Annotated in this window: 16 protein-coding genes and 1 pseudogene; 10 read left to right on the top strand and 7 right to left on the bottom strand. The window is 65.4% G+C overall.

The window, feature by feature from the left end:
- Window positions 1-21: 21 nt before the first annotated feature.
- Window positions 22-591, bottom strand: a complete 570-nt coding sequence (locus BLS50_RS05695) for a YqiA/YcfP family alpha/beta fold hydrolase (RefSeq protein WP_074801335.1) — start codon at window positions 589-591, stop codon at window positions 22-24.
- Window positions 588-2,066 carry a UDP-N-acetylmuramate:L-alanyl-gamma-D-glutamyl-meso-diaminopimelate ligase gene (gene mpl, locus BLS50_RS05700; protein WP_256333948.1) on the bottom strand — a complete coding sequence of 493 codons (1,479 nt, stop codon included), beginning with the start codon at window positions 2,064-2,066 and terminating at the stop codon, window positions 588-590. The genes BLS50_RS05695 and mpl overlap by 4 nt, the downstream gene beginning before the upstream one ends.
- Window positions 2,067-2,219: 153 nt before the next feature.
- Here mpl and BLS50_RS05705 point away from each other — a divergent pair, with 153 nt between their 5' ends.
- Complete coding sequence (locus BLS50_RS05705; RefSeq protein ID WP_006476968.1) at window positions 2,220-2,864, top strand: hypothetical protein; 645 nt, start codon at window positions 2,220-2,222, stop codon at window positions 2,862-2,864.
- A gap of 1 nt (window position 2,865) precedes the next feature.
- Here the strand turns inward: BLS50_RS05705 and BLS50_RS05710 are convergent.
- Window positions 2,866-3,516, bottom strand: a pseudogene (locus BLS50_RS05710) (RNA-guided endonuclease InsQ/TnpB family protein); the annotation flags it as partial.
- A 38-nt stretch (window positions 3,517-3,554) separates the two neighbouring features.
- Between BLS50_RS05710 and BLS50_RS05715 the strand changes: the two are divergent.
- The 9 genes from BLS50_RS05715 to BLS50_RS05755 all read left to right on the top strand — a co-directional run bounded on the left by BLS50_RS05715 (window position 3,555) and on the right by BLS50_RS05755 (window position 11,173).
- Window positions 3,555-4,106: a TlpA family protein disulfide reductase gene (locus BLS50_RS05715; RefSeq protein ID WP_176934215.1), complete on the top strand. Its 552-nt coding sequence runs from the start codon at window positions 3,555-3,557 to the stop codon at window positions 4,104-4,106.
- Window positions 4,107-4,300: 194 nt separating this feature from the next.
- Window positions 4,301-4,753, top strand: a complete 453-nt coding sequence (gene aroQ / locus BLS50_RS05720) for a type II 3-dehydroquinate dehydratase (protein WP_006476970.1) — start codon at window positions 4,301-4,303, stop codon at window positions 4,751-4,753.
- 66 nt (window positions 4,754-4,819) lie between these two features.
- On the top strand, window positions 4,820-5,293 hold the full coding sequence (gene accB / locus BLS50_RS05725; protein ID WP_006476971.1) for an acetyl-CoA carboxylase biotin carboxyl carrier protein: 474 nt from the start codon (window positions 4,820-4,822) through the stop codon (window positions 5,291-5,293).
- A gap of 87 nt (window positions 5,294-5,380) precedes the next feature.
- Complete coding sequence (gene accC, locus BLS50_RS05730) at window positions 5,381-6,748, top strand: acetyl-CoA carboxylase biotin carboxylase subunit (RefSeq protein ID WP_011544530.1); 1,368 nt, start codon at window positions 5,381-5,383, stop codon at window positions 6,746-6,748.
- Window positions 6,749-6,750: 2 nt separating this feature from the next.
- Complete coding sequence (gene prmA / locus BLS50_RS05735) at window positions 6,751-7,653, top strand: 50S ribosomal protein L11 methyltransferase (protein WP_074801344.1); 903 nt, start codon at window positions 6,751-6,753, stop codon at window positions 7,651-7,653.
- 45 nt (window positions 7,654-7,698) lie between these two features.
- A complete protein-coding gene (locus tag BLS50_RS05740) occupies window positions 7,699-9,081 on the top strand; it encodes a zinc-ribbon and DUF3426 domain-containing protein (protein WP_074801347.1) in 1,383 nt (460 codons plus the stop codon).
- Window positions 9,082-9,152: 71 nt separating this feature from the next.
- Entirely contained in the window at window positions 9,153-9,656 is a 504-nt protein-coding gene (tpx, locus tag BLS50_RS05745; RefSeq protein WP_074802764.1) for a thiol peroxidase, read from the top strand.
- A gap of 85 nt (window positions 9,657-9,741) precedes the next feature.
- On the top strand, window positions 9,742-10,680 hold the full coding sequence (locus BLS50_RS05750; RefSeq protein WP_006476976.1) for a carbohydrate kinase family protein: 939 nt from the start codon (window positions 9,742-9,744) through the stop codon (window positions 10,678-10,680).
- Window positions 10,681-10,699: 19 nt separating this feature from the next.
- On the top strand, window positions 10,700-11,173 hold the full coding sequence (locus tag BLS50_RS05755; protein ID WP_006476977.1) for an outer membrane lipoprotein: 474 nt from the start codon (window positions 10,700-10,702) through the stop codon (window positions 11,171-11,173).
- A gap of 227 nt (window positions 11,174-11,400) precedes the next feature.
- Here BLS50_RS05755 and BLS50_RS05760 read toward each other — a convergent pair whose 3' ends face one another.
- From BLS50_RS05760 to BLS50_RS05780, 4 genes are all read right to left on the bottom strand, one after another.
- Window positions 11,401-12,048: a histone H1-like DNA-binding protein gene (locus BLS50_RS05760; protein ID WP_011544526.1), complete on the bottom strand. Its 648-nt coding sequence runs from the start codon at window positions 12,046-12,048 to the stop codon at window positions 11,401-11,403.
- A 28-nt stretch (window positions 12,049-12,076) separates the two neighbouring features.
- The gene (locus BLS50_RS05765) at window positions 12,077-12,403 is read right to left on the bottom strand and encodes a hypothetical protein (protein WP_011544525.1); all 327 of its coding nucleotides are present in this window, start codon (window positions 12,401-12,403) and stop codon (window positions 12,077-12,079) included.
- A gap of 82 nt (window positions 12,404-12,485) precedes the next feature.
- A complete protein-coding gene (locus BLS50_RS05770; protein ID WP_012327871.1) occupies window positions 12,486-13,697 on the bottom strand; it encodes a ribonucleotide-diphosphate reductase subunit beta in 1,212 nt (403 codons plus the stop codon).
- 365 nt (window positions 13,698-14,062) lie between these two features.
- Window positions 14,063-17,098: a ribonucleoside-diphosphate reductase subunit alpha gene (locus tag BLS50_RS05780; RefSeq protein ID WP_074801350.1), complete on the bottom strand. Its 3,036-nt coding sequence runs from the start codon at window positions 17,096-17,098 to the stop codon at window positions 14,063-14,065.
- Window positions 17,099-17,534 lie beyond the last annotated feature (436 nt).

Raw genomic sequence — 17,534 nt, forward strand, 5'->3', positions numbered from 1 at the left:
TTCGATCGGCACGCGGCCGGTTTAAGACGTCTTTCCGTCGCAAAACGCGAGAACGTCGTCGACATAGTCGGCAAATTCGCTGATCCCGTGATCGCTGCCATCGATTACGCGGGTTTTCGCGCCCGGGTAGTGGGCGAGCATCTCGCGGTAATCGAGCACTTCGTCGTCGGTCGCCGCGAACAGATAGTAGCGGTCGGCGCGCGTGATCGCCGGCACGCGCAGCGCGTCGAGTTCGTGCAGGTGACGGCGCTCGACGACAATCGTGCCGCCGCCGTGCCACAGCGACTGTTCGCCCAGATACTGTTCGAGATCGCGCTGCGGCACGATGGCCGGATTCAGCAGCACGGCCTTCCAGCCATGCTTTTCGGCGAGCCATGTCGCGTAATAACCGCCGAGCGAGCTGCCGATCACGGTGACGTCGCGTGCGCCCGCGACCTCGGCTTCCGCGACGGCGATCGCCTCGAGCGGCGACACCGACAGCGACGGGCACCGCCACTCGCCGGTGCGGCCGAGTTCGGCCATGCGCGCGGCGAGCAGCCGCGACTTCTGCGATTCCGGCGACGACCGGAAGCCGTGCAGATACAGGATCACGAGCGGCTCCCGAGCGCATCGAGCAGCTTCTGGTGCACGCCGCCGAAGCCGCCGTTGCTCATCACGAGCACGTGGTCGCCCGGACGCGCGGCCTCGACCACCGCCTTCACCAGCAGATGCAGATCGTCGAAGGCGCGTGCGCGCTCGCCGAGCGGCGCGAGCGCTTCGGCGAGATTCCAGCCGAGCGCATCGCGCCCGGTCGGCGCGCCGTAGCCGAACACGAGATCGGCATCGGCGAGGCTCGCCGGCAACTGCGACTTCATCACGCCGAGCTTCATCGTGTTCGAGCGCGGCTCGAGCACGGCGAGGATGCGGGCGTTCTGGCGGCCGATGCGCGCACGAAGGCCGGCGATCGTGGTGTCGATCGCGGTCGGATGGTGCGCGAAGTCGTCATAGATGGTCACGCCGTCCACGCTGCCGCGTACTTCCATGCGGCGCTTCACGTTGCGGAACGAGGCGAGCGATTCGGCCGCCTGCGCCGGCGGCACGCCGACGTGGCGCGCGGCGGCGATCGCCGCGAGCGCGTTCATCCGGTTGTGGTCGCCCTGCACCTGCCATGCGACTTCGCCGACGCGCCCGGCATGCGAATACACCGCGAAGCGTTCGTCGACCGGCACGCCGTCCTCGGCCGGCAGCGCCTGCCAGCCGCCGTCGACGCCGAAGCGTTCGACCTCGCTCCAGCAGCCGCGCGCCAGCACGCGCTCGAGCGCGTCCGAGCGGCCGTTCGTGACGATCCGCCCGACGCCGGGCACGGTGCGCACCAGATGATGGAATTGCGTTTCGATCGCGGCAAGATCGGGGAAGATGTCGGCGTGATCGAATTCGAGGTTGTTCAGCACCGCGGTGCGCGGCCGGTAGTGCACGAACTTCGAGCGCTTGTCGAAGAATGCCGTGTCGTACTCGTCGGCCTCGATCACGAAGAAGCTCGAATCGGTGAGCCGCGCGGACACGCCGAAGTTCAGCGGCACGCCGCCGATCAGGAAGCCCGGGTTCAGGCCCGCGTCTTCGAGCAGCCACGCGAGCATCGACGACGTGGTCGTCTTGCCGTGCGTGCCCGCGACCGCGAGCACCCATTTGCCGGCCAGGACGTGCTCGCCGAGCCACTGCGGGCCCGACACGTAAGGCAGGCCGCGATCGAGAATCGCCTCCATCAGCGGATTGCCGCGCGTCACGACGTTGCCGATCACGAACAGGTCCGGCTTCAGGTCGACCTGCTCGGCGCCGTAGCCCTCGATCAGCGTGATGCCCTGCGCCTCGAGCTGCGTGCTCATCGGCGGATAGACGCCCGCGTCGCAACCCGTCACCGTGTGGCCCGCCTCGCGTGCGAGTACGGCGAGACCGCCCATGAAGGTGCCGCAGATGCCAAGAATGTGGATGTGCATAGAGGAATGCTTTCGCGCCGCCGGGCGCCGTCGATTCGGAAAGGATGCGTGTGTGTCGCGCCGGACGGGCCGTGCGGCCGGCGCCCGGCCCACGACTTTGCCGCGACACAAAGAACACTATTGTAACTGACGGCCTGCGATGCCCGGCGGCCCGAACGATGCGCGCGAACGGCGTCGGCACCCTCGGGCGGCGGGCCGCCGCACCCGTGCTCGGGCGCCGCGACGATCGAGTATGATTGCCGGATCATGTCTCGCAAACCTCTTGTCGACCCGCGGCGCGTCCGCGAGGAAATCGCCCAGTCCGCCGCCCGCCTGATCGCGGAGGACGGCCTGGACTACGCCGGCGCGAAACGCAAGGCCGCGCGCCAGTTGCTGGGCGATTCGCGCGTTGCCGGCGAATGGCTGCCGGATAACGACCAGATCGAGGAAGAACTGCGCGAGTATCTGTCGCTGTTCCAGAGCGACACGCAGCCGGACGAACTGCGCCGCCTGCGCGAGATCGCGCTCGACTGGATGCGCCGGCTCGCCGAGTTCCATCCCTATGTGACGGGCGCCGTGCTGAACGGCACCGCGAACGCGCATTCGGATATCCACTTGCAGGCATTCACCGACAACCCGAAGGACGTCGCGATCTACCTGCTGAACCAGAACGTCCAGTACGACGTATCCGAGACGCGGCATTTCGCGGGCCGCGGCGACGTCGAGACGCTCAGTTTCCTGTGGCGCCCGCGGCGCGACGTGGACGCGATCGGCATCCATCTCGCGCTGTATGCGAGCGACGACCTGCGCGGCGCGGTGAAGGCCGACGCGCGCGGCCGCGTCGCCCGCGCGGACGCCGCCGCGCTGCGCGCGCTCGTCGAGGCGAGCCAGGCCCCTTCCGAACCGGAATGATTCAACGTTGACGTCCTCCTCCACCCAAAAGGCAGAGGATTCCCACACCTGGCGATGCACGTCCGCATCGGAGAATGTTCAGCGCAGCGTTGGTATCTCGATCATGCTCGACACCACAGTCACTGCAGACCCACTCCCTTATTCTCAGTCCCGCGATACCTTTCGGCCGCGTCGTGCTGTCTTTCGACCCGCACGCCGAGCAGAACTGGGTCGAACCGCTTTCGTCGACTTCCTCGAACAGGGCCCCGTGCGCGATCGCTTTGTAGCGAAGCTTGTTTCGGAAGGACGACCAGGATGCGTCGTAGACGCTCTTCGCCATCCTGGTTCTGGCGAGTTTGACGGCAGATACGTTGCCAACCGCGATGTAATCGAAACACCGCACCAGATCGAGCGCGAGCTTATGCTGGAAATCGACACGGGCATTTGCCATCTTGGCGTGCAACTTCGCGCTATGCCGCTTGTGCTTGTGCTTGTGCTTGTGCTTGTGCTTGTGCTTGTGCTTGTGCTTGTGCTTGTGCGCACGCTGCGCCTTCGCCAGCTTTTCCGCCGCTCGTCGACCGAACGGGTCATTGGGCAGCTTCTCGCGGGTCGAAAGTGTGGCGAAGGTGATCCTAACCCGTGGAAGAAGCTGCCTGTCAACCCCACTCCTTTCCTTCCCGCCATCAATGGCGGGGTTTCTCGGAGCAAATTCTGATGATGAAACGCATGTTGACGCTCGCGGTGGTCGCGGCGGCGGCCGTCGCCGGCGGGATTGCCGCCGGCCACTGGTTCCGCGGCACGGCCGACGACGGCGTCGCCGTCGCCGCGCCGGCCGCCCACGGCAACCCGGTCGACCAGCTGTGGGCGTCGTCGCTCACCGGCATCGACGGCAAGCCGGCCACGCTGGCCGCCTTCAAGGGCCAGAAAGTCGTCGTCAACTTCTGGGCGTCGTGGTGCGGCCCGTGCGTCGAGGAGATGCCCGAGCTCGTCGCGCTGTCGCACCAGTACAAGCAGAAAGGCATCCGTTTCGTCGGGATCGGCGTCGATTCCGAGCAGAACGTGAAGAACTTCCTGCAGAAGGTGAAGGTCGACTATCCGGTCTTCATCAGCGGCTATGCAGGCGCCGATCTGGCCCGCAATTTCGGAAATACCGCCGGCGCGCTGCCGTTTACCGTCGTCATCGACGAAACCGGCAAGATCCGCGAGACAAAATTAGGACAAGTCCAACCGGCCGAGCTGAAAAAGACGCTCGACGCGCTGTAATCTGTCCGAACGGCAGTCCGCGCGTTGGCGGCGATTTGCGGGTCGATCGCCGCAATTTCGCGTGAATTCGCCGATACTTTGCGTCCGCACCGGTAATTCTTGCGGGTCCGGCGCACCTGGCCGTTCGGCAAAACTAGACAAATTTCTCTAAATAGCGCTAAAGTTCGCGCAATTCCGCAGAAATAGAAGCGACCATGACACGATTGCTGGTGCTGCACGGCCCCAACCTGAACCTTCTCGGCACCCGGGAACCGGAGGTGTACGGCCGCGTCACGCTCGCGCAGATCGATCAGGCGCTTGCCGCGCGCGCCCGGGAAGCCGGCGCCGACCTGTCGTCGTTCCAGAGCAACCATGAAGGCGCGCTGGTCGACCGCATCCAGGCCGCGCGGGAGGAACAGACCGATTTCATCCTGATCAATCCGGCCGCGTATACGCATACGAGCGTTGCGATCCGGGACGCGATCGCCGGCGTTGGCATCCCGTTCGTCGAGGTTCACCTGTCGAACGTGCATCGCCGCGAAGCGTTCAGGCACCACTCCTACTTTTCCGACCAGGCCGAAGGCGTGATCTGCGGGCTCGGCTGGAAAGGTTATCTGTACGCGCTCGAGTACGCGCTGGACAAGCTGCAAGGCGCGTCGCGCGGCTGATTTCGCGATCTAGATTCAGCGCCGGCCCCTAACCGGCGCTTTCACGTATTGAAAGGGGAATTCCCGATGGATCTTCGTAAGCTGAAAACTCTGATCGACCTCGTTTCCGAATCCGGCATCTCCGAGCTGGAAGTGACGGAAGGCGAAGGCAAGGTGCGCATCGTCAAGAACGCGCCGCCGGTCTACGTGCAGCCGACGGCTGGGTATGCCCCGCAAGTCAGCGCGCCGGCGCCGTCGGCCGCGCTGCCGACCGACGGTGCCGCGGCACCGGCCGCCGGCGCCGCAGCCGCGCCGGCCGCTCCGCAGGGCCACGTCGTGACGTCGCCGATGGTCGGCACGTTCTATCGCGCGCCGTCGCCGGGCGCCGATCCGTTCGTGCAGGCCGGCGACACGGTCAAGGAAGGTCAGACGATCTGCATCATCGAAGCGATGAAGCTGCTCAACGAGATCGAGTCGGACAAGGCCGGCGTGATCAAGGAAATCCTCGTCGAGAACGGCCAGGCCGTCGAATACGGCCAGCCGCTTTTCGTGATCGGCTAAGCCCGCCGCGCGGCCCTGCCGGCCGCGCGCCGCCGAGATGCTCGCCAGGCGCCGTTCGCGCGCCCCTCGAAGAGACGAATACTCGCTATGTTTGAAAAAATCCTCATTGCCAACCGCGGTGAAATCGCGCTGCGCATCCAGCGCGCGTGCCGCGAACTCGGCGTCAAGACGGTGGTCGTCTACTCGGAAGCCGACAAGGAAGCCAAGTACGTGCGCCTCGCGGACGAAGCCGTCTGTATCGGCCCGGCCCCGTCGAACCTGAGCTACCTGAACATGCCGGCGCTGATCAGTGCCGCGGAAGTCACCGATGCCGAGGCGATCCACCCCGGCTACGGCTTCCTGTCGGAGAACGCCGATTTCGCGGAGCGCGTCGAGCAATCGGGCTTCACGTTCATCGGCCCGCGCCCGGAAACGATCCGCATGATGGGTGACAAGGTCACCGCGAAGCAGACGATGATCAAGACCGGCGTGCCGTGCGTGCCGGGCTCGGAAGGCGCGTTGCCGGACGATCCGAAGGAGATCGTCAAGATTGCGCGCACGATCGGCTATCCGGTCATCATCAAGGCGGCAGGCGGCGGCGGCGGGCGCGGGATGCGCGTCGTGCACACCGAGGCCGCGCTCGTCAACGCGGTCAACATGACCCGCGAGGAAGCCGGCCGTGCGTTCGGCAACCCGCAGGTGTACATGGAGAAGTTCCTCGAGAACCCGCGCCACATCGAAATCCAGGTGCTGTCGGACGCGTACAAGAACGCGATCTGGCTCGGCGAGCGCGACTGCTCGATGCAGCGCCGTCACCAGAAGGTGATCGAGGAAGCGCCGGCGCCCGGCATTCCGCGTCGCCTGATCGACCGCATCGGCGACCGCTGCGCGGACGCCTGCAAGAAGATGGGCTACCTCGGCGCGGGCACGTTCGAATTCCTGTACGAAAACGGCGAGTTCTACTTCATCGAGATGAACACGCGCGTGCAGGTCGAGCACCCGGTATCGGAACTGATCACGGGCGTCGACATCGTGCAGGAACAGATCCGCATCGCGGCCGGCGAAAAGCTCACGCTGCGCCAGCGCGACATCCAGTTCCGCGGACATGCGATCGAATGCCGGATCAACGCCGAAGATCCGTTCAAGTTCACGCCGTCGCCGGGCCGGATCACGTCGTGGCATACGCCGGGCGGCCCCGGCGTGCGCGTCGATTCGCACGCCTACAATGGTTATTTCGTGCCGCCGAACTATGATTCGATGATCGGCAAGCTGATCACCTACGGCGCGACGCGCGAGCAGGCGATCAGCCGGATGCGCATCGCGCTGTCGGAAATGGTCGTCGAAGGCATCCAGACCAACATCCCGCTGCACCGCGAGCTGATGATCGACGCGAAATTCGTCGAAGGCGGCACCAGCATCCACTACCTCGAAAACCGGCTCGCGCAGAAGCAGCAGGTCGCACCGGAAGAAGCGTAAGCATGAGTTATCGCGAACTCGTCGTCGAACTGGCCCGCGAGCATGCGGAGGCCCTGTCCGACGCACTGCTCGATCTCGGCGCGCTGTCGGTGTCCGTCGAGGATGCCGACGCCGACACGCCCGACGAACAGCCGCTCTTCGGCGAGCCGGGCCTCGTGCCCGATCGCACCGCGTGGCAGCACTCGCGCGTGGTCGCGCTGCTGTCGGCCGACCATGAGCCGGCCGTGCTGCTCGCGGCGGCCGCGAACGAGATCGGCCTCGCGGAGACGCCGAAATTCGTCGTGCGTGAAGTCGAGGAGCAGGACTGGGTGCGGCTCACGCAGTCGCAGTTCGAGCCGATCCCGATCGGCGAGCGGATCTGGGTCGTGCCGTCGTGGCACGATGCGCCCGATCCCGACGCGCTCGTCCTCGAGCTCGACCCCGGCCTCGCGTTCGGCACCGGCAGCCACCCCACCACCCGTCTGTGCATGGAGTGGCTCGAGCAGTCGGTGAAGCCCGGCCAGTCGGTGCTCGACTACGGCTGCGGCTCGGGCATTCTCGCAATCCTCGCGCAGAAATGCGGGGCGAACCCCGTGATCGGCATCGACATCGATCCTCAGGCGGTCGAATCGGCGCGCCAGAACAGCGAACGCAACCGGGCGGAAGTCACGTACGGGCTGCCCGATGCATGCCCGGACGGCGAATTCGACATCGTCGTCGCGAACATCCTGTCGAATCCGCTGAAGCTGATGGCATCGATGCTCGCGTCGAAGGTCAAGCCGGGCGGGCGTATCGCGTTGTCGGGCGTGCTCGCTCGCCAGGCGGACGAAGTGGCGGCCGTTTATGCACGCTACGTCGACATCTCGGTCTGGCGCGAACACGAAGGTTGGGTATGCCTTGCCGGAACCCGCCGCGAAAGCCATTAGAATAGCGCTGTCCTTCACTCTGGCCAGCAGGCCGCCCGGCTCGACATGCTTCTTGCGACGCGCTGCCCTCATTGCGAAACCGTCTTCCGGCTGCAGCAGGAACAGCTCTCGCTGCATCAGGGGCTCGTGCGCTGCGGGCACTGCCACGAAGTCTTCAACGCCGCCGAATCGCTCGTTCCCGAGTACGCGCAGCAGCCCGAACCGGCATTGACCGAACCGGCTGCCGCGCCGCACGTCGGCGACACGCACCAGCAGGCCGCACCGGCCCGGTTGTTCGCCACCGACACGCCGCCCGAATTGCCGACCGGCACCGATTACAAGCCGGAAGGCTGGGACATGTGGGCGCCGTGGCTCGACGCCGGCGTCGATCCGTCGCTGCAGCACAGCGTCGAGACCGTGCGCACCGAGCCGCTGATACCGCTCGCGCTCCCGTCCACGGAAGCCGGCGTCGTTCATCTGTCGGGTACGCCCGCGCCGTTCGCGACCTCTCCGGCCGAACTCGATTCGTCGACTGCCGTCGAGCAACCGGCGGAACCGCATGTGCCGCAGGCGCAACATGCACCGCACGAAGCCGAAGAAGCCGCGCCCGCGCCGCTCGAGCGCGACCCGCGCGAGCCTCGCTTCGTCGCCCACCTTCCGTCGGAAACCGAAACCGCCGCCGAACCGGCCGAACCCGTCGTCCCAGCGCACTTCGCCGCGCCGGACGACGAACGCGCGCCGCGCGAACCGCGTTTTGCGTTCACGCCCGCGCCGGCCGTCACCGAAGCCGAAACCGCATCGGAACCCGGCACCTTCGCCCGACACGACACGGCCCCGCCCGCAGCGGCAGCCGATGAACCGGTCGCCCAGCCGGTCGTCCAACCGGCCGTCCCGTTCCCCGCCGCACTGTCCGACGACGATCGTCCGCACTTCGCCGTCACCCGCGAGACGCGCGCGCCGCAGCGACGCGGGATGCTCGGCGGCTTTTTCGGCGGCCTCGTCGCGGCCGCGCTGGTCGGATTGCTCGCCGCGCAACTGGCGTGGTGGCAGCGCGAAACGCTGATGATCTACTGGCCCATCACGCAAGGGTGGTTCCGGCAGGCCTGCGCGCCGCTCGGCTGCACGGTCACGCCGCCGCGCGCGATCGACGGGCTGCGGCTCGACGCGACCGACCTGCGCCAGCTCGACGGCCCGCGCGAGCTCGAACTGAAGGTGCCGCTGACGAACCGCTACCGCGTCGCGCTCGCGTATCCGTCGCTCGAACTCACGCTGCTCGACGACACCAATCACGTCACCGTGCGCCGCGTGCTCGCGCCGCGCGATTACGTACGCCCGGGCACGCCGATCGACGCCGGGCTGCCGCCCGGCACGACGCAGACGATGGTCGTCCGCCTCGAAACGAACGGCACGCCCGCCTCGAATTTCCGCGTCCAGATCTTCTATCCGTGACGCGCCGCGGCGCGCATGCGCGCCCGTCTCAACCCGCGCGCCCGAGCGGCGCGCTATTTCGGAGCACGAACATGAGCAAAGTTACGCTGGGTGGCAACCCGATCGATCTCGCCGGCACGTTCCCGACCGTCGGCGCGCAAGCCGCCGATTTCAGGCTGGTCGGCAAGGACCTCGCCGACCTGTCGCTCGCCAGCTTCGCCGGCAAGCGCAAGGTGCTGAACATCGTGCCGAGCCTCGACACGCCGACCTGCGCGACGTCGACCCGCAAGTTCAACGAAGCCGCGTCGTCGCTCGACAACACCGTGGTGATCGTCGTGTCCGCCGACCTGCCGTTCGCCGCCACGCGCTTCTGCACGACCGAAGGCCTCGCGAACGTCGTGACGGCATCGACGTTCCGCACCGGCCGCGCGTTCGCGAACGCGTACGGCGTCGACGTGACGAGCGGCCCGCTGAACGGCCTGACCGCACGCGCGGTGGTCGTGCTCGACGCGCAGGACAAGGTGATCCACGCGGAACTCGTCGGCGAAATCAAGGACGAGCCGAACTACGATGCAGCGCTCGCCGCGCTGAAGTAAGCTTTCTTCCGCTTTCCCCTGCCGCGCCGCGCCCTTCGCGCGGCGTTGTCGCGCAGGGCCCCTCATTTCTACAGGAACGCACACCTTGGCTACGCTGATTTGCGGCTCGATCGCCTACGACTCCATCATGACCTTCGAAGGGCGGTTCCGCGAGCACATCCTGCCCGACCAGGTGCACCTCATCAACCTGAGCTTCCTCGTGCCGACGATGCGCCGCGAGTTCGGCGGCTGCGCGGGCAACATCGGGTACGCGCTGCATCTGCTCGGCGGCGACGCGCGCATCATGGGCACGATGGGCGCGCTGGATGCGCAGCCGTATCTCGACCGGCTCGACCAGCTCGGCCTGCGCCGCGACCACGTTCGCGTGCTGCCCGATACGTACACCGCGCAGGCGATGATCACGACCGATCTCGACAACAACCAGATCGCGGCGTTCCACCCGGGCGCGATGATGCAATCGCACCTGAACCACGCGGGCGACGCGCCGGACATCAAGCTCGCGATCGTCGGCCCGGACGGCTTCGACGGGATGGTGCAGCACGTGGAAGAGCTCGCCAAGGCCGGTGTGCCGTTCGTGTTCGATCCGGGCCAGGGTCTGCCGCTGTTCGACGGTGCGACGCTGCGCCGCAGCATTGAACTTGCGACCTACGTAGCGGTCAACGACTACGAGGCCAAGCTGGTGAGCGACAAGACGGGATGGTCCGAAGATGAAATCGCCAGCCGGGTCGACGCCCTCGTCATCACGCGTGGCGAGCACGGCGCGATCATCCGCCACAAGCAGGGCGCGGAGCAGATTCCGGTCGTGCCGGCCGAGCGTATCGCCGATCCGACCGGCTGCGGCGACGCCTTCCGGGGCGGTCTGCTGTACGGCATCGAGCATGGGCTCGACTGGGCAACCACCGGCCGCCTCGCGAGCCTGATGGGCTCGCTCAAGATCGCCCATCAAGGGCCCCAGACTTACGTACTGACGCGCGCCGAAATCGACGCACGCTTCGAGACTGCATTCGGTTACAGTCTCAAATGAATATTGTGGGAGAGCAAAGATGTTGACGAAAAAAACCCTCACGCTCGCGGCCATGCTGACGGCCACGCTGACCCTCGCCGGCTGCTTCACGGCACCCGGTTCGGCGGATGTCTATAGCGTCGGCCAGGCGCAGCGCGAACAGACGGTCCGCATGGGCACGGTCGAAAGCGTCCGCGCGGTGCGCATCCAGTCCGACGGCGGCGGCAGCGCGATCGGCACGCTCGGCGGCGGCGCACTCGGCGCGGTCGCGGGCAGCGCGATCGGCGGCGGCAAAGGCTCGATCCTGACGGCGATTGCCGGCGGCCTCGTCGGTGCGGTCGCGGGTAACGCGGTCGGCGAAAACCTCAGCACGGCGAACGGTGTCGAAATCACCGTGCGCCTCGACAACGGCGATCTGCGCTCGATCACGCAGGCAGCCAGCGGCGAAGCGTTCCGCGCCGGCGAGCGGGTACGCCTGCTGTCGAGCGGCGGCGTCACGCGCGTCACGCACTAACCGATATCCTCAGCACGCGGCGCAAGCCGCGGTCGAACGCATGTGCGAAGCCGCACATGCGTTTTTTTTCGTCCACGCTCGCGTCGGCGAGCTGATCGGCGCCCCATCGACGACGCGTGCGGACGAAAAAAATCCCGCCACCTGAGCCAGATGGCGGGACTGATTGAGTAGCGCTACTCAACCCACGGACACCACGTGAGTGTCCGGGTGATGCTGCTCAGCCGCGATTACGGACGGCTGCCGGTCGGGAACGGCCATGCTGCTGCCGGGTTGAGCGCGGTCTTCACGCCCGATGCCGGCGCAACCGATGCGGTCGACGCGGTCGTTGCCGGCGCAGCCTTCTTCACGACGGCCTTCTTCGGAGCAGCAGCCTTCTTCGCCGGTGCGGCAGCCTTCTTCGCAGGGGCAGCCTTCTTGGCGGGCGCGGCCTTCTTCGCAGCAGCCTTCTTCGCAGGCGCGGCCTTCTTGGCAGCAGCCTTCTTCGCCGGCGCAGCCTTCTTGGCAGCAGCCTTCTTCGCCGGTGCGGCCTTCTTCGCAGCAACCTTCTTCACTGCGACTTTCTTGGCTGCAACCTTCTTCGCAGCGGCCTTCTTAGCCGGTGCTGCCTTCTTTGCAGCAACCTTCTTCACCGCGACTTTCTTCGCTGCGACCTTCTTGGCTGCAACCTTCTTCGTTGCGACCTTCTTGGCTGCGACCTTCTTTGCAGCGGCCTTCTTCGCCGGTGCTGCCTTCTTCGCGGCAACCTTCTTCACCGCGACCTTCTTCGCAGCAACCTTCTTCACTGCGGCCTTCTTCGCCGGAGCGGCAGCCTTCTTCGCAACGGTCTTCTTGGCAGCAACCTTCTTAGCAGCCGGTTTCTTCTTGGCAGTAGCCATGTTGTTCTCCTTCAGGTTCAGATGAGAGTCAGTTCAAACTACACCCTTCGTCAAAACCCGCTTCCCGCGGACGCTGTTCAGGACGTGCGCTTCGAAGCGGGCTATTCATCGGCGTACGCAGATACCGCGCGCTTACGCTAATGAATACGGTATGGCGCGCGTGACCACTCGGCCTCGCGCGCCAAATCAAGTCGGTAGCCGGCGCACCTCGCGCCGCTACCCCTAATCGCTTGATCAAGCGGACCGCCACACGACCGTCCGCTTTTTCCGGAGGGAAGTTTGCCCATCCCACTGAAGGGTTCGCAAAGTGCCTGTCGTATCGTTGGGCCGTTAAGGCACCGGGCATGCTTTGCATCAGGCGTTCTTGCTCCTAAACCTTGGGCCGGGGCCGAGAGGCCACCGGCTGCTCCATCATGTAACGGGTTCGCTGCTGCGGGTTATTCCCAGGACAGCGCGCCCCCCGTCTGATACTCGATCACACGCGTCTCGAAGAAGTTGCGCTCCTTCTTCAGGTCGATCATCTCGCTCATCCACGGGAACGGGTTTTCCTCGTTCGGATACAGCGGGTCGAGGCCGATCTGCTGGCAACGGCGGTTGCTAATGAAGCGCAGATAGCTCTTGAACATCGACGCGTTCAAACCCAGCACGCCGCGCGGCATCGTGTCCTCGGCGTAGCGGTATTCGAGTTCGACAGCCTGCTTGAACAGCTCGCGGATCTCGGCGCGGAATTCGGCGGTCCAGAGATGCGGGTTCTCGAGCTTGATCTGGTTGATCAGGTCGATGCCGAAGTTGCAGTGCATCGACTCGTCGCGCAGGATGTACTGATATTGCTCTGCAGCACCCGTCATCTTGTTCTGGCGGCCGAGTGCGAGGATCTGCGTAAACCCGACATAGAAGAACAGGCCTTCCATGATGCAGGCGAACACGATCAGCGACTTCAGCAGCTTCTGATCCGCTTCGAGCGTGCCGGTCTTGAAGGCCGGGTCCGTCAGGGTATGAATGAACGGGATCAGGAATTCGTCCTTCGCGCGGATCGACGTGACCTCGTGGTACGCGTTGAAGATCTCGCCTTCGTCGAGACCGAGCGATTCGACGATGTATTGGTACGCGTGCGTGTGGATCGCTTCCTCGAACGCCTGGCGCAGCAGGAACTGCCGGCACTCGGGCGCCGTGATGTGGCGGTACGTGCCGAGCACGATGTTGTTCGCCGCGAGCGAATCGGCCGTCACGAAGAAACCGAGGTTGCGCTTCACGATGCGGCGCTCGTCCTCGGTCAGACCGTTCGGGTCCTTCCACAGTGCGATGTCGCGGGACATGTTGATTTCCTGCGGCATCCAGTGGTTCGCGCAACCGGCCAGATACTTTTCCCACGCCCACTTGTACTTGAACGGCACCAGCTGATTGACGTCAGTCTGGCCGTTGATGATGCGCTTGTCGGCGACATTGACCCGCGCTTCCGTACCGCCGGCGGGAACAGCCGATGCTTGCGGCGGCACCGCGAGATCGCCTTCGAAAATGTCACGGACCTGATGGGCGGCAGGCGTTGCAGCCTGCATTCCGACAGCCATCCCGGCGGAGGTGCGCATCGCGTTTTGCTGCGCTCCGCTCGCGGGGGTTACGGCAGTCTTCTCGTCATCCCAGTTGAGCATAAATTCTCACCATCAATTTAGAACGGTTTGTACCATCTTTTCCTGAGCGATAAAAGGGTTCGCTCACGAAAAATCCTTTTTTCGATTCGCGTTGCGACCTCGATACAACACTTTGAGCAACGCATCGTCGTTCATGCAGCGCGCGATGTGAGTCGCGCTTGTATCGCGAGGTGCGCTCGACGCATCGAACGCTGATCGAAACGCGACGTCGTCGGGGATGTTTCGATCGCTTGTCATTGCCTGCAACGCAGGTGTCGCGTTACAGATTCCTTATCATTTTTTTAGTTGAGAGCGGCGCACACTTCAACCTCGATCGGTCGTCGTGTGCGCCGCCCGAGCCTGCTTCTCAGGTCAGGCGCACTGCGTTACTGGCACGCTTCGCACTCGTCGAAGCCGGGGTCGCCCGGACGCATCGTGCACACCGGGCCGTCTGCTTCGACCGGCGCGAGCGCCGCTGCAGCGTTGCCCGCGCCCGACGACGCAGCGCCGCCTGCCGCACCGAAGCCGCCCGCCGCGCCTTGCGCGCCGCCGCTGCTCGAGCCGCCGCTGCTCGAGCCGCCGCTGCTCGAGCCGCCGCTGCCTGCACCGCCCGTCGGCACTGCGTTCAGCGCGCCGTGTGCGACCGTCGACTTCTCGACGTGCGTCGCCGCCATCGTGCGGAGGTAGTAGGTCGTCTTCAGGCCGCGCAGCCATGCGAGCTTGTAGACCTCGTCGAGCTTCTTGCCCGATGCGCCGCCCATGTAGATGTTCAGCGACTGCGCCTGGTCGATCCACTTCTGGCGACGCGATGCCGCTTCGACCAGCCACGTCGGGTCGACCTCGAACGCGGTCGCGTAGATCGCGCGCAGGTCGGCCGGGATGCGGTCGATGCGCGACAGCATGCCGTCGAAGTACTTCAGGTCGGCGACCATCACTTCGTCCCACAGGCCGCGTTCCTTCAGGTCGCGGACGAGATACTCGTTCACCACCGTGAATTCGCCCGACAGGTTCGACTTCACGTACAGGTTCTGGAAGGTCGGCTCGATACAGGCCGACACGCCGATGATGTTCGAGATCGTCGCCGTCGGCGCGATCGCGACGCAGTTCGAGTTGCGCATGCCGTGCGTGGCGATCCGCGCACGCAGCGCCGTCCAGTCGAGCGATTCCGACGTGTCGACCTCGACGTAGCCGCCGCGCGCTTCGGCCAGCAGCTTCAGCGTGTCCTGCGGGAGGATGCCGCGATCCCACAGCGAGCCGCGGTAGCTCGAGTAGCGGCCGCGTTCTTCGGCCAGTTCGGTCGACGCGTGGTACGCGTAGTAGCAGACGGCTTCCATCGAACGATCGGCGAACTCGACTGCCTCTTGCGACGCGTACGGCGTACGCAGCAGGTGCAGGCAGTCCTGGAAGCCCATGATGCCCATCCCGACCGGGCGGTGCTTCAGGTTCGAGTTACGCGCCTTCGGCACCGCGTAGTAGTTGATGTCGATCACGTTGTCGAGCATGCGCATCGCGACGCTGATCGTGCGCTTCAGCTTGTCGTGGTCGAGCGCGTAGCTGCCGTCGGCCTGCTTCACCAGGTGGGCGACGAGGTTCACCGAGCCGAGGTTGCACACCGCGATTTCGGTGTCGCTCGTGTTCAGCGTGATTTCCGTGCACAGGTTCGACGAGTGGACGACGCCGACGTGCTGCTGCGGCGAGCGCACGTTGCACGGATCCTTGAACGTGATCCACGGGTGGCCCGTCTCGAACAGCATGCCGAGCATCTTGCGCCACAGTTGCGCCGCCGGGATCTTCTTGAACAGCTTGATCTCGCCGCGCGCGACCTTGTCTTCGTAAGCCGTGTAAGCCTTCTCGAAATCGGCGCCGAACTTGTCGTGCAGGTCCGGGCAGGTCGACGGCGAGAACAGCGTCCAGTCGCCGCCTTCCATCACGCGCTTCATGAACAGGTCGGGAATCCAGTTCGCCGTGTTCATGTCGTGCGTACGGCGACGGTCGTCACCGGTGTTCTTGCGCAGTTCCAGGAACTCCTCGATGTCGAGGTGCCACGATTCGAGGTACGCGCAGACCGCGCCCTTGCGCTTGCCGCCCTGGTTCACCGCGACGGCCGTGTCGTTCACGACCTTCAGGAACGGGACCACGCCTTGCGACTTGCCGTTCGTGCCCTTGATATGCGAGCCGAGGGCGCGCACGCGCGTCCAGTCGTTGCCGAGGCCGCCGGCGAACTTCGACAGCAGCGCGTTTTCCTTCAGCGCTTCATAGATGCCGTCGAGATCGTCCGCGACCGTCGTCAGGTAGCACGACGACAGCTGCGAGCGGTGCGTGCCCGAGTTGAACAGCGTCGGCGTCGAGCTCATGAAGTCGAAGCTCGACAGCACGTTGTAGAACTCGATCGCGCGCGTTTCGCGGTCGATCTCGTTCAGCGACAGGCCCATCGCGACGCGCATGAAGAATGCCTGCGGCATTTCGATGCGGGTGCCTTCGACGTGCAGGAAGTAGCGGTCGTACAGCGTCTGCAGGCCGAGGTAGCCGAACTGCAGGTCGCGGTTCGCGTCGAGCGCTTCGCCGAGGCGCTTCAGGTCGAACTGCAGCAGCTTGTCGTCGAGCAGGCCGGCGTCGACGCCGCGCTTCAGGAACTGCGGGAAGTATTCGGCGTAGCGGGTCGACATCTCGGCCTGCACGACTTCCTCGCCGAGGATCTCGCGACGGATCGTGTGCAGCAGGATGCGGGCCGTGACCTGGCTGTACGCCGGGTCCTTTTCGATCATCGTGCGCGCAGCGAGGATCGCCGAGTCGTAGACCTGGCTCATCGGCACGCCGTCGTACAGGTTCTTCACCGTCTCCGCGACGATCGGGTCAGGGTTAACCGCAGCACCGAGGCCGTCGCATGCCGACACGATCAGCGCGCGCAGCGCGTTCTGGTCGAGCGGGCGCGTGACGCCGTTGTCGACCACGTTGATGCCGGTGGCCGACTCGCCGCCCGCTGCCGCCGCTTCCTCGCCCGCATGCTGGCGCTCGAGGTGACGCTTCTCGCGATACAGCACGTACGCACGCGCGACGTTGTGCTCGCCGCCGCGCATCAGCGCGAGTTCGACCTGGTCCTGAATGTCTTCGATATGGAACGTACCGCCGTTCGGGCGGCTGCGCACGAGCGCGCGAACGACGTTGTGCGTCAGTTGTTCGACCTGCTCGCGTACGCGCGCCGATGCCGCGCCCTGCCCGCCATTGACGGCCAGGAAAGCCTTGGTCACCGCGATCGCGATCTTCGAAGGTTCGAACGACACCACGCTGCCGTTGCGGCGGATCACCTTGTAGTCGGCGAACGTGGCCTGCGGCGCGAGCGCCTTCGCGCCCTGTTCGGTCCCGCCGAGCGGACGGCTCGAGGCGCTCTCGTACTGGGACGTCGCGTTGTCGGTGGTTTGCATGTGCAAAGCTCCTGGTGTTGGATGGTGCGGAGAGAACCGCGGATTAAAACGAACGCTGCGCAATGCGGTGCGCGAGCGGTAAGAGGCGAGCGATGCGCCGGGGAAGCCGGTTCGGTCGATGCGCGACAACCCAGCCGGTCGTGTGCTTCGTCATGTATACCCTGCCCCGTCGATGTTCGCTGCGCTGATCGCGACGCCCGGACCGCCCGGCCTGACGCGCCGCCCTGAGAACCCTGTCCGCCGGCGTTGCCCGCCGGCCGGTGCCGCTCGGGTTTTCCCCTGCGACACACACTATATCTAGTACAGAACTACTCAACTGGCACCAAGTATAGTGGACATTCGGAGGACGTCCAAACGGATAATTTGCGATAGAGGTCTTGACATCGCTCACGCGCAGACACGGCAAGGCATTGATCGGAGAAAAAACTTTCTCCGA

Source organism: Burkholderia orbicola (assembly GCF_900100915.1).
GTDB classification, from domain to species: domain Bacteria; phylum Pseudomonadota; class Gammaproteobacteria; order Burkholderiales; family Burkholderiaceae; genus Burkholderia; species Burkholderia orbicola.